The following is a 23,238-nucleotide window of genomic DNA, read 5'->3' as shown; positions in this document are numbered from 1 at the left end:
ACCGCGGCCCCGGGATCCCTCATGGATCCCGGGGCCGCGGTCTTTCCCGGGCTTTCAGCTCTCCGACGACGACGCCGCGGGGCCACTACCTACCGCGGGGCTGCTGCCCGCCACCGGCCTGTCGAAGCGGACGGGAGTTGCGTGTCCGAGGCCCCGAGCGGCATCGGGCAGGGAGGTCGCCGCCACGACCGTGACGGCCCGGTCCTCGCGCTCCGGCTGGGCGCGGGCCCCTCGGATGTCCGCCTGCACGAGCGCGCCCACGGCGGCCGCGAGCAACAGAACCTGCCCGTAGAGGTTGAACCACAGCAGTACACCCACGAGCACCGCGAACGAGAGCAGATAGGGGTTGTCCGCGCTGCGGGCGATGATTTCGCTGCCGCCGTAGCGCAGCACCTGCGAGCCCAGGGCACCCGTGACGATGGTGGCCAGCAGGGCCTTGCGATGCAGTTTGAGCTGGGCGACCCCGCTCACCAGGGCCAGGCTCATCAGGATGTCCACGAGCAGACCCACGCCGAGCGTGACCGCGGACTTGGCCCCGCCGTCCAACCACGGCTGCAGGCGCGTGAGACCGAGCTGACCGAGCCACCCCAGCACCCCGTCCACGGCGCCGGACGCGAAGACGCTCACGGTCGCGGAGGCGAGCAGCAGGATCCCGATCACCACGAGCCACGCGAGATCGCGCGGTACGGCCGCCACGGGCACCCCGGGGGCGGGCGGCAGTTCGAACATCCGCCGCGTGGCCAGCCGGATACCGGCCACCCAGCGCCACGCGGTGAACAACAACACCGCGAGCGCCACGGTGGAGGCCACGGTGAAGGGCCCCGTGTTCTCGAGCAGGCTCAGCGGGATGACTCCCCCGTTACCGTCCCCCACGTCCAGGAGTCCGGGGATGTTCTGCACCAGACCCGCCACGAGCGTCTGCTGCAGCGGCGAGTCGGTTCCCAGGAACGTGGCGAGTGCTGCGAAGCAGATCACCAGCAGGGACGAGGACGCGAAGAGCAATTGGTACGCGAGCCCGGCGGACATGAGCGGCCCGCCGTGGAACATGTAGTGCGCCACCACGCGCACGGGGAACACCGACATGAACCGCGCGAAGAACCACGCACCCAGGGCGCCGGCCCGCCTGCCCAGGGGTGCCCCCTCGGCGGCGAGCTGTCGGCGTACTTCGCGCAGGCGCCGGTGTTCCGCGTGCAGTCCAGTGCGGTCCGTGAGGGCGGGGACCACCGGGGGCGGGTCAGTGTGCGTCACGGTCGTCCGTGCCGGCCCCGCCGAAGGGGATGCGGTCCCGCACGTGCCACGCACCGTGTTCGTCCCCCTCGTAGAGGTCGATGTGGTCCACCAGGAAGGACGCGTGGTACGTGCGCAGCACGTGCTGGGCGCGGTCCAGCCTTTCCTCCGTGGTGCCGTGGGCCAGCGTCACGTGGGGGTGGAAGTCGAAGGGGGACGCGGACTCCAGGTGGTGCTCGCTCAGATCGCAGTGCAACTGCACGCATTGGTCGTGACCGCCCTCGATGCGCAGGTAGACCACCGGGGTCACGGGTCGGAACGTCCCCGTGCCGCGGATCTCCACGTGGAACGGTTGCCAGCGGTCGGCAACCTCCCGGATGTGGGACACGAGGTCCGCCCAGTCCTCCCCGCGCTCGGCGATCATGAGTGTGATGTGCGCGGGGACCGAGCCCGCTTGCGCGTCCCCGAAGGACGAACGCCAGTCCTGCAACTCCTGGCCCATGGGTTCGGGCAGCCGGATGACCACACCCGCGTACACCCGGCCCGGGCGCACGGTGGGGGAAGGATGTCCCTCGCTCACACGATCCTCCTGACGTCGGCCCCGTCCAGACTATCCCACGGCCGGAGGCCCCACCCGGCGCGCCGCACGAGGCTGTGCGGGGTACCGCCGGGATTCCGACCGGGACCCGACCGGTGGGTCACACCCCGGGGAGGAACCCCATCCGCTCGTAGACGTCCGTGACCGTGCGGGCCGCGATCTCCCGGGCCTTGTGCGCGCCCCGGGCCAGCAGCCGGTCCAGCTCGGCGGGATCGTCGAGCAGTTCCTGGGCGCGCTTCTGGATGGGGTCCAGGGTCTGGGTGACCACCTCGGCCAGGTCCACCTTGAGGTGGCCGTACATCTTGCCCTCGTACTCGGCCACGAGGGTGTCCACCGGGGTGCCCGTGAGGGACGAGTAGATGGTCAGCAGGTTGGAGATCCCCGGCTTGGCCTGGCGGTCGAAGCGCACTTCGGCGCCGTCGTCCGTCACGGCGGACTTGATCTTCTTGGCGTTGGATTTCGCGGGATCCAGCAGGCGGATGAGCCCGGCATCCGACGGCGCGGACTTGGACATCTTGGCCGTGGGGTTCGCGAGGTCGTAGACCTTCGCGGAGTTCTCGAGAATCTTGGCGTCCGGGACCACGAACGTCTCACCGAACCGGGAGTTGAACCGCTGCGCGAGGTTGCGGGTCAGCTCGAGGTGCTGGCGCTGATCCTCCCCCACCGGGACCTGGTTCGCCTGGTACACCAGGATGTCCGCGGCCATCAGCACGGGGTAGGTGAACAACCCCACCGTGGTGTTCTCCGCCCCCTGCTTGAGGGACTTGTCCTTGAACTGGGTCATCCGCGCGGCCTCCCCGTAACCGGTGATGCAGTTGAGCACCCATGACAACTGCGTGTGCTCCGGCACCTGGGACTGGATGAGCAGCGTGGAGCGCTCGGGGTCGATGCCCGCGGCGATGTACTGCGCGGCCGTGACCCGGGTGCGCTCGGACATCGTGGCCGGGTTCTGGCCCGCGGTGATCGAGTGCAGGTCCGCCACGAAGAACACGCACTCGTTGTCGTCCTGCATGTCCACCCAGTTGCGCAGCGCTCCCACGTAGTTGCCCAGGTGCAGGGAGTCCGCGGAGGGCTGCACGCCCGACACCACGCGGGGTGTGGGGTTCGGGGCGGTGTTCTGTTCGGTCACGGTCGACATCTTCTTTCGGTTCTCGGTCATGGGAGGCGGGGAGGTGCGGTGCGGGCAGCGGCGTCGTCGTCCGACGGCGCGCGGGACCTCACGAGAGGCGGTAGTCCACCACGAGCGGGGCGTGGTCGGAGAAGCGCGTGTCGTACGCGGCGGCCCGGTCCACGACGGCACTCCGGGCGGCCGCGGCGAGCCCGGGGGTGGCCATGTGGTAGTCGATGCGCCACCCGGCGTCCGTGTCGAACGCCTTGCCGCGGTAGGACCACCACGTGTAGGGCCCGGGGACGTCCCCGGCGAGGCTGCGGGCCACGTCCACGTAGCCCACGTCCCCGAAGAACTTGTCGAAGTACGCCCGTTCCTGCGGCAGGAAGCCCGCGTTCTTGACGTTGCCCTTCCAGTTCTTGATGTCCCGCTCGGTGTGGCCCACGTTGAGGTCACCCACCACGAGGGCATGATCGCCGCGCTCGGCCAGTTGCGGCATGCGGGTGAGCATCGCGTCCAGGAAGCGGTATTTGTCGTCCTGGCGGGGTGTGTCCACCTCGCCGGAGTGGACGTACGCGGAGACCAGGGTCAGTGTGGTGCCGTCCGGCAGGCGGACGTCGTTCTCGATCCAGCGCCCGGAGTCGTCGAAGTACTCGTCCCCGATGCCCACGCGGGACTCGGTGGGGAGCAGGGCGCCGTCGAACGCGTCGCGGCGCGTAGCGATCGCGACGCCCGCGCGGCCCTTGGCGGCGGCCTCGGTGTGCCGCACGTCCCACACGTCCTCGTCGAGCAGCTCGCGCGTGATCTTGTCCGGCGCGCGCACCTCCTGCAGGCACAACAGGTCGACGCCGCGCGGGGCGAGCCAGTCCGCCATCCCGCGCCGGTACGCCGCTCGGATGCCGTTCACGTTCACCGTGGCAATGCGCACCGTCTGCTGGGAATCCGCCATGTGCCTGTGTCTCCTCGCTCGTTACGGGGTGGTTTTCAGTCCACCACCGTACCGCTCACGGGCTTCGAGGAGTCCTTGAGGCTGCGCAGCCCGTTGGCCGCGGTCATGTCGATGGTCTCCAGAGCCCGCTGGATCTGCTCAGGATCGGGCTCGGCGCCGGAGAGCTGTTCCTTCACGACCTTGGACTGCACCAGGATCACCTGCATGCCGTGGGCGAGCTTCTCGTCCCGCAGGGACTGACCCGCACCGGCGGACGCCGAGGCGGCGGGAGCGCGGCCGTGCTGGGCCTGGAACTGCTCCTGTGCCTGGCGCACCTGCTCACGGCCGTACGCCGCGGCCTTGCGCACCATGCTCAGCGCCCACACCGCGAGCATGAGCCAGCCCAGGGCGATCCCCGCGAGGATCCAGCCGAGCAGGGAGTTGGAGTTGGCGGCCTGGATCAGGGCCACCGCGAAGATCACGGCCAGGACGGCCAGCCCGATCACCGTCCCCCACAGGGCGGTGCGTCCGGTGCGGGGAGCGTCCGGGGAGTCGGTGGCGCGGGTGTGTGCTGATCCGATCGACTGCATGAGCCCATTGTCTCAAACCGCGCGGGGCGCACCGAATCGGGCGGGTCCCCGGGGACCCGACCCGCCGGCGTCGCCCGAGCCCCTCGGCACAACCGGGCCCCGAGGGGGTATCAAGAGAGGGTGAGCACATCTTCCGCGTACTCTCCGCGCTCCCCCGGGGACGACTCCCCCGCCCTGGACCCCGCCGAACGACGCCGCATCCTGTGGGTCTTGCTCGTTCCCCTGTTCATGTCCCTCATCAGCGTCTCGATCGTGAACGTGGCCCTGAGTTCCATCCAGCAGGAGCTGGGGGCGAGTTCCTCGGCACTCCAGTGGGTGCTCACCGGGTACGCGCTCGCGTTCGGGGTGCTGCTCGTGGCCAGCGGCCGCGCGGGGGACGTGTTCGGCCGCCGGAAGCTGTTCATCGCGGGGATCGCGGTCTTCGCGGGGGCCTCGCTGTTGTGCGGTCTCGCGCCCAACACCACGGTGCTCAACATCGGCCGGGTGATCCAGGGCCTCGGATCCGGGATGCTCAACCCCCAGACGGTGGGCATGATCCAGGAGTACTTCCAGGGTCGGGAGCGCGCCAAGGCGTTCGGGCTGTTCGGTTGGGCACCGCGATCGGCACCGCCCTGATCACGGCGGTGACCTTCGGTGTGCTCGCCCGCGCCGACTGGGATGCCGCGTTCACGGCGAGCTTCGCGGTGATCACTGTGATCGTGCTGATCGCCATGGGGATCGGGATCGCGGACATGCGCCGACGCACCCCCGAGGAGCCATCCCGGGGCTGAGCCCCGCGCACCTCGTTCCCGGCACGTGTTCGGACCGCGGACTCCCGGGCTTGACGGCCGCCCGCGTGCCGCACGACCCCGGGGACGACGACGCGCGGCCGGCTCGAGCGAACGAGACGGCCGCGCGGCGTCGTGACCGGAAGGCTACGGGATCAGGCCGACTCGGCGGCCCGTTCGCAGGACTCCACCACGTTGACGAGCAACATGGCCCGGGTCATGGGACCCACGCCCCCGGGGTTGGGCGACAGCCACGAGGCGCGCTCGGCGGCGGCCGGGTCGATGTCCCCCGTGAGCTTCTTCTTGCCGGTCTCCGTGTCCTCGACCCGGGAGACACCCACGTCGAGCAGGACGGCACCCTGCTTGATCTGGTCCGCCCCGATCATGTGCGGGCGCCCCGCCGCGGCCACCACGACGTCCGCTTGCGCGAGCAGCTCGGGCAGGTTGCGGGTGCCCGTGTGGGCCAGGGTCACGGTCGCGTTGATCTCCCGGCGGGTCAGTAACAGACCGATGGGCCGACCCACGGTCACACCGCGGCCGATCACCAGCACGTGGCGCCCCGCGAGGTCCACCCCGTGACGCATGAGCAGCTCCACGATCCCGTGCGGCGTGCACGGCAGCGGGGACGTGATGGGCTCGTTGACGTTGAGCACCAGCCGCCCCAGGTTCGTGGGGTGCAACCCGTCGGCGTCCTTGGCGGGATCGATGCGCTCGAGCACGGCGTTGGTGTCCATGTGCGGCGGCAGGGGCAACTGCACGATGTACCCCGTGCACCGGGGATCGTCGTTGAGCTCGTCGATGACGCGCTCGAGCTCCTCCTGGGACGCGTCCGCGGGCAGTTCCTTACGGATCGAGGCGATCCCCACCTGCTCGCAGTCGCGGTGCTTGCCCGCCACGTACGAGTGCGAGGCGGGATCGTCGCCCACGATCACGGTCCCGAGACCGGGCACCACGTCCCGCTCGCGCAGTGCGGCCACGCGCTCGGTCAGTTCTTCCTTGATCCGGGCCGCGGTCGCCTTACCGTCGAGGACCTGGGCCGTCATCTCACCACTCCTCGAGGCCGGGGTACAGCGGGAACTGCTCGGTCAGGGCGTCCACGCGCGAGCGCAGGACGGAGACGTCCGCACCGGGCTTGAGGGCCTCGGCGATCACGTCCGCGACCTCCTCGAACTCGCCCGCGCCGAAACCGCGGGTCGCGAGCGCCGGGGTCCCGATACGCAGCCCGGACGTGGTCATGGGCGGGCGGGGGTCCCACGGCACCGCGTTGCGGTTGACCGTGATCCCCGCCTGGTGCAGCAGGTCCTCGGCCTGCTTGCCATCCAGCTCGGAGTGGCGCAGGTCCACGAGGACCAGGTGCACGTCCGTGCCGCCGGTCAGCACGGACACACCGTGCTCCGCGAGATCCGGGGAGTTCAACCGCTCGGAGAGGATCTGCGCGCCCTCGATCGTGCGCTGCTGGCGCTCGCGGAACTCCTCGGTGGCCGCGATCTTGAACGCCACGGCCTTGGCCGCGATCGCGTGCATGAGGGGCCCGCCCTGCTGGCCGGGGAACACTGCGGAATCGACCTTCTTCTTGAGGTCCGCTTCCGCGAGGATCACACCGGAGCGCGGGCCCGCGAGGGTCTTGTGCACCGTGGAGGTGGTCACGTGCGCGTGGGGCACCGGGTTGGGGTGCAGCCCCGCGGCCACGAGACCCGCGAAGTGGGCCATGTCCACCCACAGCTTGGCATCCACCTCGTCCGCGATCGAGCGGAACGCCTCGAAGTCCAGCTGGCGCGAGTAGGCGGACCAGCCGGCCACGATCACGTTCGGCCGGGCCTGCAGTGCCTGCTCGCGCACCTTGTCCATGTCAATGCGGTAGGTGTCCGGGTCCACCTCGTACGCGGCGATGTTGTAGAGCTTGCCCGAGACATTGATCTTCATGCCGTGGGTCAAGTGCCCACCGTGGGCCAGGGACAACCCCATGAGGGTGTCACCGGGCTGCATGAGCGCGGCCATCACGGCGGTGTTCGCCTGGGCGCCCGAGTGCGGCTGCACGTTCGCGTGATCCGCCCCGAACAGTTCGCACGCGCGGTCACGAGCGAGGTTCTCCACGACGTCCACGTACTCGCAACCGCCGTAGTAGCGACGGCCGGGGTAGCCCTCCGCGTACTTGTTCGTGAGCACCGAGCCCTGCGCCTCGAGCACGGCACGCGGCGCGAAGTTCTCCGACGCGATCATCTCGAGCGTGGAGCGCTGGCGCCCCAGTTCGTCCTCGATGGCCCGTGCGACGTCCGGGTCCACCTCCGACAGCGGTTGATTGGTCACAGGGTGTCCCAGGGATTCCGTCATGCTCCACCTTCTTTGTGCGCGGGAGGGTCCGCTCCAGCATATCCGCGCGTCGCGGTGTTGCGCCTCAGCACGGCGGGGGCACGAGCGCGGCGATGCTCGTAGAGTTTCTGGATCGTCCGGGCCCTCGGCGGGCGGGTCCCGCCCGGGGAGCGAATGCGGGTAGCATGTGTACCCGTACCGCGTGCGTACCCCCTGCGCGCGGCAGCCGTCACAGCGCAGCCGGGCTGCCGCTCTCGCTCAGCGAGCGCGAGCATTCGCATCGTCCCGCCCCACGTCCTGATCCTTCGTGTTAGGAGATCTCGCGCCGTGAACGTTCTTCCCACCGCCCCGTTCACCGCTTCCATGCCGCGCATCACCGACGGCCAGTCGCCGCCGGAACCCGTGGACGTGGTGCGCACCCCGTACGCCGCCGTGATCTTCGACATGGACGGTGTGGTGACCGACACCGCCGGGGTGCACGCCCGCGCGTGGCAGAAGCTCTTCGACCGGTTGCTGACCGATCCCCGCCTCGAGCCCGTAGCTCCGGCCACCGAGGTGGACCGGCGCCCGTTCGACATGGGCGGTGACTACCGCACGTACGTGGACGGACGACGTCGCGAGGACGGCGTCCGCGCGTTGCTCGCCGCCCGCGGGACCATGCTCCCCGAGGCCCAGAGCCACGAGGACCCGCAGCCGGGTGACTGGACCGTGCAGGGCCAGGCCGCCGCGAAGGACGGCTTCTTCCACGAGGAGCTGCGCGAGCACGGTGTGCGCGTGTTCACGGGCACCGTGGCCCTGATCGAGCGGCTGCGCGAGGGCGGTGTGCCCGTGGGGCTGGTGACCGCGAGCCGCAACAGCGCCGTGGTCCTCGAGGCCGCCGGGTTGCAGCACTTGTTCGACCGCATCGTGGACGGCAATTGGGCCGCCTCGCACGACCTGCCGGGCAAGCCCGCCCCGGACACCTTCCTCGAGTGCGCACGCCTGCTGGGCGTGGCCCCCGGCGAGAGCGTCGTCGTGGAGGACGCCGTGGCCGGCGTCCAGGCCGGTGCCGCCGGCGACTTCGGCCTGGTCGTGGGGATCAACCGGGACGGTGCCCGGGAACGGCTCTACCGCGCGGGCGCCCACGTGGTGCTCAACGACGTCGCCGAGCTGGACCTGGGCGCGCGCCGGGACGACCCGTGGGCGCTCGTGTTCGACGGTTTCGACCCCGCCACCGAGCCCCGCCGCGAGGCCCTGCTGACCCTGGCCAACGGCTACATGGGCGTGCGCGGCGCGGCCTGTGAGTTCGCCGCGAACATCGTCCACTACCCCGGAACCTACCTGGCTGGCGTGTTCAACCGGGTGCTCAGCCACATCAACGGCCGGGACGTGGAACATGAGTCCATGGTCAACGTGCCCAACTGGCTGCACCTGGACCTGCGTTTCGCGGAGGGCCAGTGGTGGTCCGAGGGCGGAATGAAGCCCTCCGAGGAACGCGTGGAACTGGACCTGCGCCGCGGTCTGCTGACCCGCACGCTCGTGCTCACGGAAGCGGACGAGGACCCCGGCGCGGACCAACCCCCGCGCAGCCTGGAGATCACCCAGCGCCGCCTGGTGTCCCTGCGCTACCGCCACCTGGGCGCCCAGGAGACCCGGATCGTCTCGCGTGGATTCAGCGGGCGGTTGCACGTGCGCACCGGTGTGGACCCCGCCGTGACCAACAGCGGCGTGGCCGAGTACCGGGAACTCAACGCCCACCACCTCGCGCTGCTCGAGTCCACGACCCTGCCGGACGAGCACGAGACCCTGCTGTCCCTCGTGCGCACCTCCCAGTCCAAAATCGAGATCGCGATGGCCCAGCGCACGCGCATCGAGTCGGAAACCCCCGTGCGCGAGCGCCGCGAGGTGCGCCCCGGCGGGATCGAGTTCCGCCGCTACACGGTGCAGATCGACCCGCACAACCCCGTGCTCGTGGACAGCACGACCGCGGTGGTCACGAGCCGCGACGCCGCGATCGGTTCCCCCCGCGAGGGAGCGCTCGCCGAGCTGAACCGCACGCCGTTCGGGGTGCGTAAGCTGCTGGCCTCTCACGAGATCGAGTGGGCCCGGTTGTGGGACCGCTACGAGGTCACCCTGGAGGCCGCGGAGGACACCCCCGAGCACGTGGCCACCCAGCTCGCAGTGCGCACCCACCTGTTCCACGCGGCCCAGACCCTGGCCCCCCACCTGTCCCTGCGGGACGCAGGCATCCCCGCCCGCGGTCTGCATGGTGAGGGCTACCGCGGCCACATCTTCTGGGACGAGCTGTTCATCCTGCCCGTGATCAACATGCGTCAGCCGCACGTGACCCGGTCCCTGCTCTCCTACCGGTGGCGGCGCCTGGCTATGGCCCAACAGCATGCCCGGGACTTCGGTCTCTACGGCGCGGCCTTCCCGTGGCAGTCCGGTTCCGACGGGCGCGAGGAGACCCCGCCCGAGCTGTACAACCACCACTCCCGGCGCTGGCTGCCGGACAACTCGTGGCGCCAGTTCCACGTGGGCCTGGCGATCGCTTACAACGCGTGGGTGTACTACGAGTCCACCGGGGACATTGACTGGCTCTCCAGCCACGGGACCGAGCTGATCGTGGGAATCACCCGCCTGTTCGCGTCCCTCGCGGAGTACGACTCGCACGACGGCAAGTACCACATCTCCGGTGTCATGGGCCCCGACGAGTACCACGACGGCCCCGCGGGCCAGCACGGTGGCGGGCTCAAGGACAACGCCTACACCAACGTGCTTACGTCCTGGCTGTTCCGTCACTCGGCCCACATCTTCCACGACATGGTCGAGCACCAGCGCGAGGACCTGGAGTCCCGCTTTGAGATCTCCCCGCAGGAGGTCCAGAAGTGGCTCAAGATGGCCGAGAACATGTACGTCCCGTTCAACGCGGACGGCACGATCGCGCAGTTCGAGGGCTACGACGAACTCGCCGAACTGGACTGGGACTTCTACCGCACCAAGTACCGCAACATTGGCCGCCTGGACCTGTTGCTCGAGAACGAGGGCGACCTGACCAACAACTACAAGCTCTCCAAGCAGGCGGACACGATCATGCTCGTGTACCTGCTGGGTCCCGAGGGTTTGATCGAGGAACTCGCGCGCATGGGCTACACCACGGACCTGGACGCCATCCAGCGCACCGTGGACCACTACATCACACGCTCCTCCAACGGTTCGTCCCTGTCCCGCGTGGTCAATGCCGCGGTGCTCGCGTGGCTCGACCCGGACCGCTCGTGGGGTTCGTTCCAAGACGCGCTCATGATCGACATGGACGACACCCAGGGCGGCACAACGGGTGAGGGCATCCACCTGGGTGCCATGGCCGGTTCGGTGGACGTGATCACCCGCGCGTACGCCGGGCTGCGCGTGCGGGGCCAGTGGCTCGAGTTCCAGCCCGCCCTGCCCCGCGAGTTGGACGCCGTGGACTTCACGGTCCTGTACTGCGGTCAGGTCATCGAGGTCTCGCTGGACCACGACATCCTGGAGCTCGAGGCGAGCTCGGTCAAGGCGGATCCGGTCACGGTGCACGTCAACGGCGCCGAGTACGTGCTCAAGGGCGGGCAGAAGATCTCGGTGTCACTGCGCCACCGCGAGTCCCGGCGTCCCGAGAAGGCCATGGCCGCCCTGCGGCGCCGGTTCATTTCCGACGCCGGCGAAGGCTGAGCCCCGCCCCGAACCGTGGCCGTACGACAACGCCGCGCGGCTCGGGCGCGCCTGCTGACCGCGCGCACACCGGGCCGAGCCCCGGCCACGCGCCGGGCGCGTGGCGGCTACCGGCGGCGTCGTGACGAGCGCGAGCGCGCACTATGCTATGGCTCATGACACAGTTCTCCGAGCCCGCGGGCGCCGACGCCGCCCGCGACCCCCTGATCCTGCCCTACGGTCAGCACCGGCCCTCCGTGGCCCGCTCCGCTTTCGTGGCACCCAACGCCACGATCGTGGGTGACGTGGTGGTGGGTGCTGGGGCGGGCATCTTCTACGGCGCCGTGGTGCGCGGTGACCGCTCCCCCCTGCGGATCGGGACGAACTCCAACCTGCAAGACAACGTCACGGTGCACTCGGACCCGGACCACCCCACGACCATCGGCGAGCGCGTGAGCGTGGGCCACAACGCGGTCATCCACGGGTGCGTCCTGGAGGACGACGTCCTCGTGGGGATGAACGCCACCGTGCTCAACGGCGCCGTGGTGGGCCGCGGGAGCCTGATCGCCGCCGGGACCGTGGTACTCGAGGGCGAACGCATCCCGCCCGGTTCCCTCGTGGCCGGGGTCCCGGGCAAGGTCCGGCGGGAGCTGTCCGTGGACGAGCAGCATGCCGTGAGTCGCAACGCCCAGAACTACATCGAGCTCTCCCGGGAACACCGCGCCATGTTCTCCTGAGCCCGCCTGGACAACCGCAACACACGACGACGCGCGGCCCCGGAAGCCCGGGACCGCGCGTCGTCGTACGCCGGGTGAAACCGCGGTAGCCCGGCGGGAGCGGCTCAGTGAGTGTCGCCCAGTGGATGCGGCTCGGTGGATGCCGCTCAGTGGAAGAAGTGCCGCGCCCCCGTGAGGTACATGGTCACGCCCGCGGCCTGGGCCGCCTCGATGACCTCCTCGTCACGGATGGAACCGCCCGGCTGCACCACGGCGCGCACGCCCGCGTCCAGTAGCACCTGCAACCCGTCCGCGAACGGGAAGAACGCGTCCGACGCCGCGACCGCACCGCGGGCACGTTCGGTGTGATCCTCGGCGAGCGTGTTCGCCCGCTCCACGGACAGGCGGCACGAGTCCACGCGGTTGACCTGGCCCATGCCGATGCCCACCGAGGCACCGTCGTTCGCGAGCAGGATCGCGTTGGACTTCACGGCTCGCAGGGAACGCCATGCGAACTCGAGGTCCGCCAGGGTCTTCTCGTCCGCGGCGTCACCCGAGACCAGGGCCCAGTCGGCAGGGTCGTCGCCCTCGGCGTCGAGGCGGTCGGCCTGCTGGAACAGTGCGCCGCCGGAGACCCCGCGGTACTCCAGGGGATCGCGGCCGAAGCCCTCGGGCAGCGCGAGCAGGCGGATGTTCTTCTTGGCCCCGAGGATCTCGAGCGCCTCCGGCTCGAACTCGGGGGCCACGACCACCTCGGTGAAGATGGGCTTGAGGTTGCGGGCCATGTCCGCCGTGACCGTGCGGTTGGCCGCCACGACACCGCCGTACGCGGAGAGCGGGTCGCACGCGTGGGCCTTGAGGTGGGCGTCCGCAATGGGGTCCTGCGCGCCGGGGGTGGCCACGGCCACGCCGCACGGGTTGTTGTGCTTGACCACGGCCACGGCGGGCTCGTCGTAGTCGAATGCGGCGCGGACGGCGGCGTCCGCGTCCACGTAGTTGTTGTAGGACATCGCCTTGCCGTGCAACTGCTCGGCCTGCGCGATCCCGGGCGCCGCGGCGTCGTTCGTGTAGAGCGCGGCCTTCTGGTGCGGGTTCTCGCCGTAGCGCAGGGACTCCGCGCGCTGCAGCGCGAGACCCGCGTACGGGGGCCAGAAGTTCGCCTCGGGGTCGTGGTCGAACTGCTGGGCGGTCCACGTGGCCACGGCGGTGTCGTAGGCCGCGGTGTGGGCGAACGCCGCCGCCGCGAGCTTCTGCCGGGCCGCGAGGTCGTAACCGCCCTCCTGGGCCGCGCGCACCACGTCCGGGTAACCGGCGGGATCCACGACCACGGAGACCGCGGCGTGGTTCTTGGCGGCCGCGCGCACCATGGACGGACCACCGATGTCGATCTGCTCCACCACGGCGTCCTGCTCCGCACCCGAGCGCACGGTGTCCTGGAACGGGTAGAGGTTCACGATCACCAGGTCGAACGGCTCGATCTCGAGCTCGGTGAGCTGATCCATGTGTTCCTGCTTGCGCCGGTCCGCGAGGATTCCCGAGTGCACGCGCGGGTGCAGGGTCTTGACCCGCCCGTCCAGGCACTCCTGGAACCCGGTGACCTCGGAGACCTCGGTCACGGGGACCCCCGCGCCGCGGATGGTCCCGGCTGTGGAACCGGTCGAGACGATGCTCACGCCGGCGTCGTGGAGCCCTCGCGCGAGCTCCTCCAGACCGGTCTTGTCGTACACGGAGATCAGTGCGCGCTTGAGCGGCACACGGTTCAGGTCGGCAGTGTTCACGAGCTCTCCAGTGGGGACGAGGGTACGGACGGTAGGCGGGCCGGAGCCCGGTTCAGTCTACGACCGGGGCAGATCGGGGTCGGTGCTCGTGACGTCCCAGCTCAGTTTCGCCAGCGCGTTGACGAGCAGGGTGCGCTCGGCGGATTTGATCCGCTCGTGCAGCACGGCCTCGGTATCGTCCTCGGCCACGGGGACCGCGACCTGGGCCAGGATGGGTCCGGCGTCCACGTCCGCGACAACCTCGTGCACCGTGGCGCCCGTGACCTTCACGCCGTAGGCCAGGGCGTCCCGCACGGCATGGGCACCGGGGAAGGACGGCAACAAGGACGGGTGCGTGTTGATGATCCGGCGCGGGAACACGGACACGAACTCCGCGTCCACGATCCGCATGAACCCGGCGAACACCACGCGGTCGGGGTGGTAGGACGCCACGCGTCGTTGCAGCGCACGGTTCCACTGCTCCCGGTCCGGGTACTCGGACAGCGGCACCACGAAGGTGTCGATGCCCGCGGCGCGCGCCCGGTCCAGACCGGCGCACTCCAGGTCCGCACCCACGGCGGCGATATCCACCTCCACGTCCCCCTGGTGCAGGGCGTCGATCATCGCCTGCAAATTCGTACCGGAGCCCGAGACCAGAACCACTAAACGCATGGGCCCACTCTATCCAGCGAGGCTGCCTCGATGGCGCCGCGGCGGTGCCGCACCCGCGGCGCTGCTCGGTCCATCGGCTCGCCTACAGTGGTGGGTATGCACGATTCCCGCCACCGGAGCACGCCGCCCCACGCCACGCACTCGATGGGTTCGACCTCCGGCGGCACCCCTTCCGGGGGTTCCCACTCAGGGGGACCGCACTCCGGCGGCCCGCAGCACCGTGGCCCGCACGCCGGCGACCCGCGCGGTGAGAAGCCCTCACCTCGCGGCCCCCAGTCCGGGGACCCCTCTGATGGCGCTCGGCTCCGGTTCGCCGCGGTGGCCGCGGCCCTCGCGGTGCTCGCCTCCGCACTCGTGGTGGGTGACGTGTGGTCCACCGTGGCGGGGCTCGTACTCGCCATCGCCGGGATCGTGCTGGGCATCATCGCGCTCGCGCGCTCCCGCGGTTCGTCCTCACGGGTCCTGATCACGGTGCTCGCGGTGTTGGCCATCGTGTGGGGTGTGATCAATGCGCTGGGCGGTGGCACCCGATTGCTCGTGTGGCCGGCCACCCAGGTCTACCAGGAATGCACCGAGCGGGCCCTCACGCTGTCCTCGACCAGCCGGTGCGAGCAACAGCTCAGCGACAACGTGTGGAAGCATTTCTCGGGTGCTCCCCTCGAGACGGGTGCGCCGCAGGACGATCCGACGGCCACCGCCACGCCTGAGGCCTCCCTTGTCACGCCCACGCCGAGCGCCTCGAACCCTGCCCCTTCGGGGAGTGCTACACCGGGAGCGACCTCGCCGACCTCCGCCGGTCCCGGGTCCTGAGACGCCCGCTCCCAGCGAGTCCATTGCTATCGGGAGCGGTTCGTCATCGGCCCAGTCCCACGTCCTGGGACGCCCGAGCCCGTCGGCGCCAGGAGCGGTTCATCGTCGTCTCAGTCCCGCTCGTCGTCGAGGGCGGCCAGCCGCGCGGCCTTGCGCTTCTCGGACCTGCGCTGCGCACGACGACGCTTGGCCTCCTCACGGCGGGACAGTCCCGGTTCGTCTGCCGATCGTCCCACGGCCGTGGACCCGCCGCGGGGCTGGGACTCCCACTCGGGCTCGGCGGCAGCGCGCGACGCGCGGCCCCGGAACAGACCCCGGACATCCCGAGCCGTGACCTCGCCGTCCGGGACGGCCGCCCCGGATCCAGGACGGCCACCGGGTGCCGTGCGAGCATCCTGCCCGGCGCCGGGGCCGGAAGCCGAGCGGGAACCGTGCGCGGCGCCAGCGGCGGGCAGGGCGTCGTGGTGGGCCACAGCGGCGTCGTCCTCCGGGGCCGGGGAATCCGACTCGGGGAGCTCGTCCGCCTCGGCGCGGGAGCGGGAACGGTAGCCCTCGCGTTCGAGCCAGGGCCCGGCCAAGCACCCCACGGTGGCGCCCACCGCGAGTTCGGCACCGAGCCACAGGAACACGTGCCACGCGTGCGGGCCGATGTCCGTGAGCCTGCCGATGCCCAGCGAACCGCTGGAGAGCCACGCGAGCGCGGTCACGAGGCCCGCCCCCACCACGGCCATGAACACCGCCGTGAGCACGGTGGAGAGCACGAACGTGATCCAGCGCAGGGGCAGGCGGATGGCCATCCAGTCGTCCAGGTGGTTCTCACCCTCGCGGCAGAACCACCACCCCGCGAGCAGACCCGCGAGCACGGGCAACCCCAGGACCGCAGGGGCGTACAGCCACGGGTCACCGGTGGGCAGCGCGGCGAGCGCCGGGAACTGCGGCAGCGGTCCCAGCGTGCTCTGGAACGGCGACACCAGGGTCCCGGTGCCCAGCGAGAAGCCGGCACCGGTGGCCCACGTGAGCGCCCACACGACCATGTTGGGCAGGTACCCGAACTGCAGTGCCGTCAGGGCGGTGTCCCCCGCAGCGCCGGTACCGAGGTCCTGGTAGACCGTGATCACGCGGTCCCAGTTCCACGCGAGCGCCACCACGAACAACAGGGCACCGGCCGCCACAGCGGTGACCGCGGCGAGGAAACCGGCGCGGATCACGGCCCACACGTAGGAACCGGCCCAGCGTGAGTGCTGGCTCGTGCGCTGCAACCAGGACGCGACGTCGGCCCCGAGCACCGCGGCGAGCGAGCGCGAAGCGCTCCACCCGCCCACGAGGGTGCCCAACCCGGCCGGGACCAGGGGCAACAGGGCGGCCGCCACGAGGTCCACCGAGACTTGTTCGGTGCGGCTGAGCCAGCCCACGAGGGCCCCGAAGAGCGCGTACGCGAGCATCCCGGCGAAGAACGGGATCAGGAACTGACCGCGCCAGCACGCCCGGGCGATCCGGCGGCCCGCGATCACCGCGAGGCCGAACGGGATCAGCGTGAGCCCTAGAGGCACGAGCGTGACCGTCCCGCCACCGTCCAGCGACAGGCCCTGGATGGCTTGGATCGTGAGAGGCACGCAGTGCGCGAGCAACCAGACCTGACCGGCGAGCTGCAGGCTCCCGCCCGCGCCCATGGTCGCGAAGCCCCCCGCAGCCCATACCGCACCCAGGAGCACGGTGCCCAGCAACAGGCCCACCACGGCCACCGCGAGCAGCTCGATCACGCCCTGCAGCGCGAGCGGCATGGGCAGTCCCGGGGAGTCGTCCGGTTCGGGGCGGGGCACGTCGGCGGCGCGCACGGGGGACGAACCGTGCGACGTGAAGCGGTCGCGTACGCCCGAGACCACGCCGGGCAGTGAGGGAAGTTTCATCACCGGACATCTTTTCACGTTCACCCGCGCACCACGGGCAGCGAAGTTAGCCCGGACTTCACCTGCGGGCCACCCCCGGGTGACTCCCCCGTGAGGCGCCGGGCCCACAGTGGGAACCGTGAGAATTGCATTGGTGGCCGAACAGTTCCTCCCCCACGTCAACGGTGTCACTCATTCGGTGATCCGCGTCCTGGAACACCTGCGGGATCACGGGCACGAGGCCATGGTGATCGCCCCCTCCTACGAGAAGACCCTGTTCCTGGGCTCGGTGGACCACGTGGACGGCGTACGGATCGAGCGCATCCCGTCCCTGCCGCTCGCGGGCTATCCCGAGGTCCGCGTGGCGAGCTGCACCGTGAGTCGCATGCAGCGCATCCTGGCCCGCTTCGCCCCGGACGTGGTGCACGTGGCGTCCCCGTTCGTGCTCGGGTGGCAGGCCATCCAGGCCGCCAAGGGTTTGGGTCTGCCGTGCGTGGCCGTGTACCAGACGGACGTGCCCGGTTACGCCGCACGCTACGGTGCATCCGTGCTGGAGACCGCCATGTGGTCCCACGTGCGTGCGATGCACAACAGTGCGACCCTCACGCTCGCTCCCTCCACGGCGTCGATCAGCCAACTCCACGAGCATGGCGTCCAGCGGGTGCACATGTGGCGCCGCGGAGTGGACACGAGCCGGTTCCGTCCCGCGCTGCGCGATCACGCGTGGCGCGAGCGCGTGGGCGGCGGCAAGCGACTCGTGGGATACGTGGGGCGGTTGGCCCCCGAGAAGCAGGTCGCGGACCTCGCCGCGATCGACGCCCTGCCGGACACCCGGCTCGTGATCATCGGTTCCGGCCCCGGGAAGGAGTCGCTGCGCTCGGTATTGCCCAACGCGCACTTCGAGGGCTTCCTCACGGGCACCGAACTCGCCACGGCCATGGCGTCGCTGGACGTGTTCGTGCACCCCGGTGAGCACGAGACGTTCTGCCAGACCATCCAGGAAGCCATGGCCTCCGGGGTCCCAGTGGTGGCCGTGGGCCGCGGCGGCCCCCTGGACCTCGTGGACTCTTCGCGTAACGGGTGGCTCTACGCCCCGGGTGACCTGGCCGGGTTGCGCGAGCGCGTCCGGGACCTCGCGGGCGACGACGCCAAACGCCTCGCCTTCGCGCGCACCGCCCACCAGTGCGTGCAGGAGCGCACGTGGGGTGCCGTGTGCGAGCAGTTGCTGGGCCACTACGAGCGCGCTCGCACGGTCACCTCCCGGATGCGCGGTACGCGCGGGGCCGGCCTGCGCACCCCGTGAGAAACGCCGCCGGGTGCCAGATGTTACTCAACAGAAGCTTGATTAAGTTTTGATGACATTCTCGGTCCGCGCCTGGCTGGTCCCCCGAATCCACGGATAGGCTCGAATCAGCTTCACGAGATGCGCCCGCGCAACGACAAGGACGTCACCGCGCGCCCAGAGCTCCAACTCGGCGTACGCCAACCCTCGGTTCAGGGGTGGATTGGATGACGAAGCGGCCGGGGCCACACGTGTGGTTCCGGCAAGCGACCGGAAAAATCAGAGGCCCGACATCATGAACACGACAACCCAGAAATCCCACCCCGACACCCGCGAACAGTGGGTGGACGTCACCGTTCAGGCGGACCCCGCCCGGCACGTGGTGTCCATCACGGGATCGGACGGTCACGAGCACGAGTACTTCGCGGACGACGCCCGTGAGGTCGCACTCGCCGCACAGCACACACGGGGGCGCGGCCAGTGGTGCGCCAAGTACAGCAGACTCCTGGTCCCCGGGGCGTCCCGGGTGACCGGCGGGGTGTCCTTCTACAAGCTGGAGCCCTTGCCCGCGTAGTCCTCGCGAGCACGGTCCCCGCGACCGCGAACTCCACGGTCGGGTGTGGCCCGGGTCCGGACGGACCCGGGCCACACCCATGTTCTCAGCCTGCTCGGTTCTTGGCGGCCGTGCTCACCGGGCGGTCGCGTCCCGGTCCTGGGCGATCAGCTCGGCGGCGCGTTCACCGATCATGAAGACCGTGATCTTCGGGTTCACCGTCACGAGCTCGGATATCACCGAGGCGTCTGCCACGCGCAATCCGCTCACGCCCTTGACGATCGCATCCAGCAGGAACGCCGTGCGCCCGGTGATGAGCACGTACAGCATGAGCCCGATCGCCAGGATGATGTTCAGCTCGGAAAGCCGCCGGGTGCCCTTGTCCACCCCAAAGATGGTCCCGAGCAGCGCCGCGGTGTCCACGGCGTCGCCGGCGGCACCGTGGATCCGGCACCCGATCAGGGGGTAGAGAGCGGAGCGGATGCTCAGCGGCATGCCGAAGCGGTAGGCGAAGTAGCCGAATGCCATGCCCATCAGGGCGTACATGGCCCACCCCGTGAACAGGTTGAACTGGGGTTTCGCGTGGTCCGGGCCCATCTTGATCGTGCCGTGCCTGCTGTCCGCGACCAGGATCACGAACACGATCACGAGAGCGGCCGTGAGGATGTAGAACCACCCCAGCCGGGAGGCGACCCACGCGACCACGCCGCCGATCACGGCGTCGGCGTGCTCGGGTGCCTCCGTGGCCCAGGCGGACGGCGAGACAAGCAGGGTTGCCGCGGCAACGAAGACCCGCCAGTTGACGGGCAACCGGGGTGGCGCAGAGCGAGGGGCCCGGACGGGGCGGGCGGATCCGCGACGGGCGACGAGCCCGGGCGTGGGTGACGGATGGACGAGGAATCGTGTGTGGTCACGTCGGGGATGCGGGTCGGACGTCGGACGACCCGGGGTTGAGGCGCCTTACTACCAGCCGTTAGTCATGGCACGCCACCTCACTGTAGGGGAGGGCCGCGCAGCAGCCGAATGCAGCCGCGCGGCCCCACGAGCACACCCCCCGTTCGCCCGGGGCGGCACTGTCAGCCCAGCAGCTTGGCCACGAGGGCGCTCGCGAACTCCTCGGAGACGTCCCCGTAGTTCAGGGAGAAGTCCTCGTCCACGAGCGTGGGCAGCAGCCCCGAGCACAGCACCGTGGCGCGCGCGTACAGCCCCGGCAGGGCGGCACCGATGGGCACGGAGAGCAACCGCAGCTCGGGATCGTAGCTGACCAACGCCGTGCCGGTGTCCCGCGCCGCGAGGTGCTTGCCGAGCCCCGAGGACACGGGACGGGCGTGACCCGAGACCACGTCCTCCGCGGTGCGGTAGGCGTAGCGCGTCTTGTGGTGGTGGTTGATCCGGTACAGCCCCGCCTGGTTGCGGTCGTCCGTGGCCTCCCACGTGGCGTCCGCGGGCACGAAGCGTTCCGCAACCCCGTTGTACTGCATCTCCTTCAGGGGCAGCCCGGCGACGACCGAGGACAACGGGGGCAGGGTGTCGAGCATGACGGGCCCGGCGTCGTAGACCACGTCGCACAGCCCCTCGGGCAGCAGCTTGCTCAGCGCGTCGAGGTCCACATCCTGGAGCATGGTGGTCGCGTGGTCCTCCGGGGACAGCACCACGACCTCACCACCCTGGGCCCCGACCGCCTGCGTCACGGCGTCCTCTTGGTCGGTCTTCCACCCGCCCGTGAGCAGGATGGAGCCGTCCACGAGCTGGGTCAGGGCCGGGGAGCACACCTGCCAGCGGCGCACCGTCCAGTTCTCGTCCCGGATCACCTCCAGGAAACCGAGGGCCTGCAGGTGACCCACGAACCATTCCTCGAAGCGCTCGGAGTCCTCGAGCTGGCGCGCCACGATGGACAGGCTCGACCGCTTGCCGCCACCCAAGAACGTGAGGATGTCCTTGAACGGCGCCCAGGACCCCGGGTACTCGCCCTCGTCCGGACCGATGAACTGCAGTGCCTCGACCGAACCCGTCTGACCCACCGCCGAGAGCTTGGTGAGCCGGCCGGGGTAGCGCTTGGTGAGCCCGCAGAACTTGCAGCGCCCGAACACCCACGGCGCCTTGGCCTTGGGATCCATGGGGGGCAGGATCACTTTGTGCTTGCCCGTGACCATGCAGGACACGTCGGGGGCCTCGGGCAGCTCGTTGCTGCGCTCGGGGAACATCTGCCCCTCGGCGGACTCCCACCCGGCGACCTCGGGCACGGGGACCTCGTCAACGGTGGCCTCGTGGGGGTCCATGTTGTCGAACGAGCCCTGGACGTACTCGTCCGGGATCTCGTCCCGCGTCACCGCGGTGACGGGCCACAACGGTTCCTCCGCGACGTGGACCATCTCACCGTCGTAGCCCAGGGAGCGTTGAGTGATGTAGTAGGAACTGTCCCGCACGCGGAACTCGAGGCGCTGCTTCACGGTGCGCCCGGAACGCAGCACCAGCGTGTAGTCGTTGGGCTTGAGGTGGCCGTCCTCGCGGGCCAGTTCCGTACCGCCCAGGCTCACCTGGAACGGTGGCACCCGGGGTGCGGTGAGCTTGGTGCTCATGAGCTTGAACGAGTGCGGGTTGCGCCACTCGCACTCCACGGACAGGGGGTCGTCGCTGTCGGACGTGACGGTCAACTGCGGGGGCCGCAGGGCCGAGAACCGGTCCACGTCCCCGGGGATCCGCAACCCGCCGGACAGGGTGATTGCGGGGACCAGGCGGGGTACCAGGGCCGAGAAGTTGTCGTTGACGGTCAGCGCGGGGTCACCGGCACGCAGCACCTGGACGTCGTCGAACAGCACCCAGCCCTCGCAGACCCCGTTCTCCCCCGGGCCCACCACGCGGTAGTCGGGAGAGGCCGAGTCGTCCAGGATCGCGCGGATCTGATCCACCCATTCAGGTTGATCGCGCACCATGATCCGGCACGGCCACGCCGCGGGGACGTGGTCCACGGAGATGAACGTGTCCGAGTACGCGTCCTTGGCGAAGACCACCACGGGCCGCGGATTACGCGTGAGGGTGAGCTCCCCCGCGGTGATCTGCAGCTGCCCGGACAGCAGCGTGTCACTCGTCATGCGGGCGTTGTACGCGGAGATCCCCAGGAACGCGTCCCCGATGTAGGACAGGAACATGGTGCGCGGGCCGACCGTGGTCGCGAGATCCACCTCGCGACCGGGCACCAGCCGCTTGGGCACCACGAAACCGAGTTCGTAGATGGGGTTGCCCACGTAGTCCGTGCCGTCCGTGAGGGACAACCCGGGACTGCGCGAGCCCAGGTGCCGCGTGCCGCGGGCGGCGGCCGCAGCGTCGTCGTCCGGGGCGGACTCCCACGCGTCCAACTGGGCGAGCGCGACCTGCAACGCGGGATCGCGCGTGAGGGGGTTGGTCCAGATGCTGCGCAGGCTCTTGGACACATCGGTGTCCGCGATGTCGAGCCAGAAGTCGATGTAGATCCCGAGCTCCGCCGCGCTCATCCCCTGCGCCGTGGTCAGTTCGAGGTCCTCGAACATCTGGTGCAGATGCCGCAGCTCGGACGGGCCGAACAGGGTCTGGGACAGCGCGAGGCCCACGGGACGGTGGTTCACGGCGTACGCGGACGGCAACCCGAGTTGGCCGTCGAAGGCCTCGAGCCAGTAGCGCAGCGCGTCCCAGTAGGTCTCGGAGTCCTTGCGCACCGAGGTCTCGAGCGCCTTGACGTTGTCCTGGCCCGCTTGCAGCAACACCGCGAGCGGCAGGTAGAACGTGGACACGGACTTCTTGCCCGTGCGCGCCGCGAGCGCGGACATGTGCCGCCCGGCCAGGGCGAACAGGGCCAACAGCGCCACGATGGGCGGCGGGCCGATCCTGGTGAGGTCCTCGAGCTGGCGCCGGGACGTCCGATACCACGCCTCGGTGAGCTTGTTGAACGCGTCGAACACGGACCGGCGGGAGCCGTCCGTCACGAGCAGCGGCGTCACGGAGTCGGCGAGCGCACGCAGCGTGGCCGGGCCGTCCAGGCCGAATTCCGAGCCGATCTGTTCGAGCATCTTCTCGTCCAGGTCCAGGTGGACCAGTTCCCCGGCCCTCCTGGGGCCGAAGAATGCCCGCGCCACGGCGTCGTTCCAGCGCAGGTACTCGACTTCCCGGGGTCCGGATGCCATTGCGTGGTCCCCCGTGTGGAAACCGGCAGCGTCAGCCACAAATCCTCCGTCTGCGCCGTGCGGCGCGCTCGAAACACGACAATCCCTGTCGATTATAAGTTCCCGCCCGTCGGCGGTTCACTGCCCGATCCCACCGCGCCCCCGGTTTGCACGACGACGACGCCGCTGCCCGGGCCCTCGCCCACCGGCGCCCTGCCGTGTCCGCACCGGGCGG

At 70.1% G+C, this 23,238-nt stretch carries 19 protein-coding genes and 1 riboswitch; of the genes, 7 read left to right on the top strand and 12 right to left on the bottom strand.

Annotated features, from left to right (window positions below; all coding sequences use genetic code 11):
• Positions 1-54: 54 nt before the first annotated feature.
• The 5 genes from RF637_RS06775 to RF637_RS06755 all read right to left on the bottom strand — a co-directional run bounded on the left by RF637_RS06775 (position 55) and on the right by RF637_RS06755 (position 4,451).
• Positions 55-1,248: a YihY/virulence factor BrkB family protein gene (locus RF637_RS06775; RefSeq protein WP_156523455.1), complete on the bottom strand. Its 1,194-nt coding sequence runs from the start codon at positions 1,246-1,248 to the stop codon at positions 55-57.
• The gene (locus RF637_RS06770) at positions 1,235-1,807 is read right to left on the bottom strand and encodes a 2'-5' RNA ligase family protein (protein WP_368844445.1); all 573 of its coding nucleotides are present in this window, start codon (positions 1,805-1,807) and stop codon (positions 1,235-1,237) included. The genes RF637_RS06775 and RF637_RS06770 overlap by 14 nt, the downstream gene beginning before the upstream one ends.
• Before the next feature lie 118 nt (positions 1,808-1,925).
• On the bottom strand, positions 1,926-2,984 hold the full coding sequence (gene trpS / locus RF637_RS06765) for a tryptophan--tRNA ligase (RefSeq protein WP_368844444.1): 1,059 nt from the start codon (positions 2,982-2,984) through the stop codon (positions 1,926-1,928).
• Between the two features lie 58 nt (positions 2,985-3,042).
• On the bottom strand, positions 3,043-3,882 hold the full coding sequence (locus tag RF637_RS06760; RefSeq protein WP_064847184.1) for an exodeoxyribonuclease III: 840 nt from the start codon (positions 3,880-3,882) through the stop codon (positions 3,043-3,045).
• A gap of 35 nt (positions 3,883-3,917) precedes the next feature.
• A complete protein-coding gene (locus RF637_RS06755; RefSeq protein ID WP_064847185.1) occupies positions 3,918-4,451 on the bottom strand; it encodes a hypothetical protein in 534 nt (177 codons plus the stop codon).
• 120 nt (positions 4,452-4,571) lie between these two features.
• Here RF637_RS06755 and RF637_RS06750 point away from each other — a divergent pair, with 120 nt between their 5' ends.
• Positions 4,572-5,066 (top strand): MFS transporter, encoded by a 495-nt coding sequence (locus RF637_RS06750; RefSeq protein WP_240505684.1) that lies wholly within the window; start codon positions 4,572-4,574, stop codon positions 5,064-5,066.
• Complete coding sequence (locus tag RF637_RS06745) at positions 5,039-5,221, top strand: hypothetical protein (protein WP_206069147.1); 183 nt, start codon at positions 5,039-5,041, stop codon at positions 5,219-5,221. Before RF637_RS06750 ends, RF637_RS06745 begins: the two co-directional genes overlap by 28 nt.
• Positions 5,222-5,373: 152 nt before the next feature.
• Here the strand turns inward: RF637_RS06745 and RF637_RS06740 are convergent, their stop codons facing one another.
• The gene (locus RF637_RS06740; RefSeq protein WP_368844443.1) at positions 5,374-6,261 is read right to left on the bottom strand and encodes a bifunctional methylenetetrahydrofolate dehydrogenase/methenyltetrahydrofolate cyclohydrolase; all 888 of its coding nucleotides are present in this window, start codon (positions 6,259-6,261) and stop codon (positions 5,374-5,376) included.
• A gap of 1 nt (position 6,262) precedes the next feature.
• Positions 6,263-7,549, bottom strand: a complete 1,287-nt coding sequence (glyA, locus tag RF637_RS06735) for a serine hydroxymethyltransferase (RefSeq protein WP_085107027.1) — start codon at positions 7,547-7,549, stop codon at positions 6,263-6,265.
• Between the two features lie 306 nt (positions 7,550-7,855).
• Here glyA and RF637_RS06730 point away from each other — a divergent pair, with 306 nt between their 5' ends.
• Together RF637_RS06730 and RF637_RS06725 are read left to right on the top strand one after the other, a co-directional pair.
• The gene (locus RF637_RS06730; RefSeq protein WP_368844442.1) at positions 7,856-11,212 is read left to right on the top strand and encodes a beta-phosphoglucomutase family hydrolase; all 3,357 of its coding nucleotides are present in this window, start codon (positions 7,856-7,858) and stop codon (positions 11,210-11,212) included.
• Between the two features lie 155 nt (positions 11,213-11,367).
• A complete protein-coding gene (locus RF637_RS06725; RefSeq protein ID WP_368844441.1) occupies positions 11,368-11,928 on the top strand; it encodes a gamma carbonic anhydrase family protein in 561 nt (186 codons plus the stop codon).
• Positions 11,929-12,074: 146 nt separating this feature from the next.
• On the opposite strand, the gene purH is transcribed toward RF637_RS06725, so the two are convergent.
• Together purH and purN are read right to left on the bottom strand one after the other, a co-directional pair.
• Positions 12,075-13,685 (bottom strand): bifunctional phosphoribosylaminoimidazolecarboxamide formyltransferase/IMP cyclohydrolase, encoded by a 1,611-nt coding sequence (gene purH / locus RF637_RS06720; RefSeq protein WP_368844440.1) that lies wholly within the window; start codon positions 13,683-13,685, stop codon positions 12,075-12,077.
• 57 nt (positions 13,686-13,742) lie between these two features.
• Complete coding sequence (gene purN, locus RF637_RS06715) at positions 13,743-14,336, bottom strand: phosphoribosylglycinamide formyltransferase (RefSeq protein WP_085107030.1); 594 nt, start codon at positions 14,334-14,336, stop codon at positions 13,743-13,745.
• 96 nt (positions 14,337-14,432) lie between these two features.
• On the opposite strand from purN, the gene RF637_RS06710 reads away from it, so the two are divergent.
• Positions 14,433-15,146 (top strand): DUF308 domain-containing protein, encoded by a 714-nt coding sequence (locus tag RF637_RS06710; RefSeq protein ID WP_368844439.1) that lies wholly within the window; start codon positions 14,433-14,435, stop codon positions 15,144-15,146.
• Positions 15,147-15,256: 110 nt separating this feature from the next.
• Here the strand turns inward: RF637_RS06710 and RF637_RS06705 are convergent, their stop codons facing one another.
• Entirely contained in the window at positions 15,257-17,053 is a 1,797-nt protein-coding gene (locus RF637_RS06705) for a DUF6350 family protein (protein WP_368844438.1), read from the bottom strand.
• 118 nt (positions 17,054-17,171) lie between these two features.
• On the opposite strand from RF637_RS06705, the gene RF637_RS06700 reads away from it, so the two are divergent.
• Positions 17,172-18,335, top strand: a complete 1,164-nt coding sequence (locus RF637_RS06700; protein WP_368835713.1) for a glycosyltransferase family 4 protein — start codon at positions 17,172-17,174, stop codon at positions 18,333-18,335.
• Between the two features lie 111 nt (positions 18,336-18,446).
• A riboswitch (SAM riboswitch) is annotated at positions 18,447-18,589 on the top strand.
• Positions 18,590-18,609: 20 nt separating this feature from the next.
• Positions 18,610-18,888 (top strand): hypothetical protein, encoded by a 279-nt coding sequence (locus tag RF637_RS06695; RefSeq protein WP_035963768.1) that lies wholly within the window; start codon positions 18,610-18,612, stop codon positions 18,886-18,888.
• Positions 18,889-19,002: 114 nt separating this feature from the next.
• Here RF637_RS06695 and RF637_RS06690 read toward each other — a convergent pair whose 3' ends face one another.
• Together RF637_RS06690 and RF637_RS06685 are read right to left on the bottom strand one after the other, a co-directional pair.
• On the bottom strand, positions 19,003-19,677 hold the full coding sequence (locus tag RF637_RS06690; protein ID WP_368844437.1) for a BCCT family transporter: 675 nt from the start codon (positions 19,675-19,677) through the stop codon (positions 19,003-19,005).
• Between the two features lie 266 nt (positions 19,678-19,943).
• Entirely contained in the window at positions 19,944-23,024 is a 3,081-nt protein-coding gene (locus RF637_RS06685) for a hypothetical protein (RefSeq protein ID WP_367402952.1), read from the bottom strand.
• Positions 23,025-23,238: the final 214 nt, after the last annotated feature.

This window comes from Kocuria sp. CPCC 204721 (assembly GCF_040980945.1).
In the GTDB taxonomy this organism is placed as follows: domain Bacteria; phylum Actinomycetota; class Actinomycetes; order Actinomycetales; family Micrococcaceae; genus Kocuria; species Kocuria marina.
This window is presented reverse-complemented; position numbering and strand designations above follow the sequence as displayed.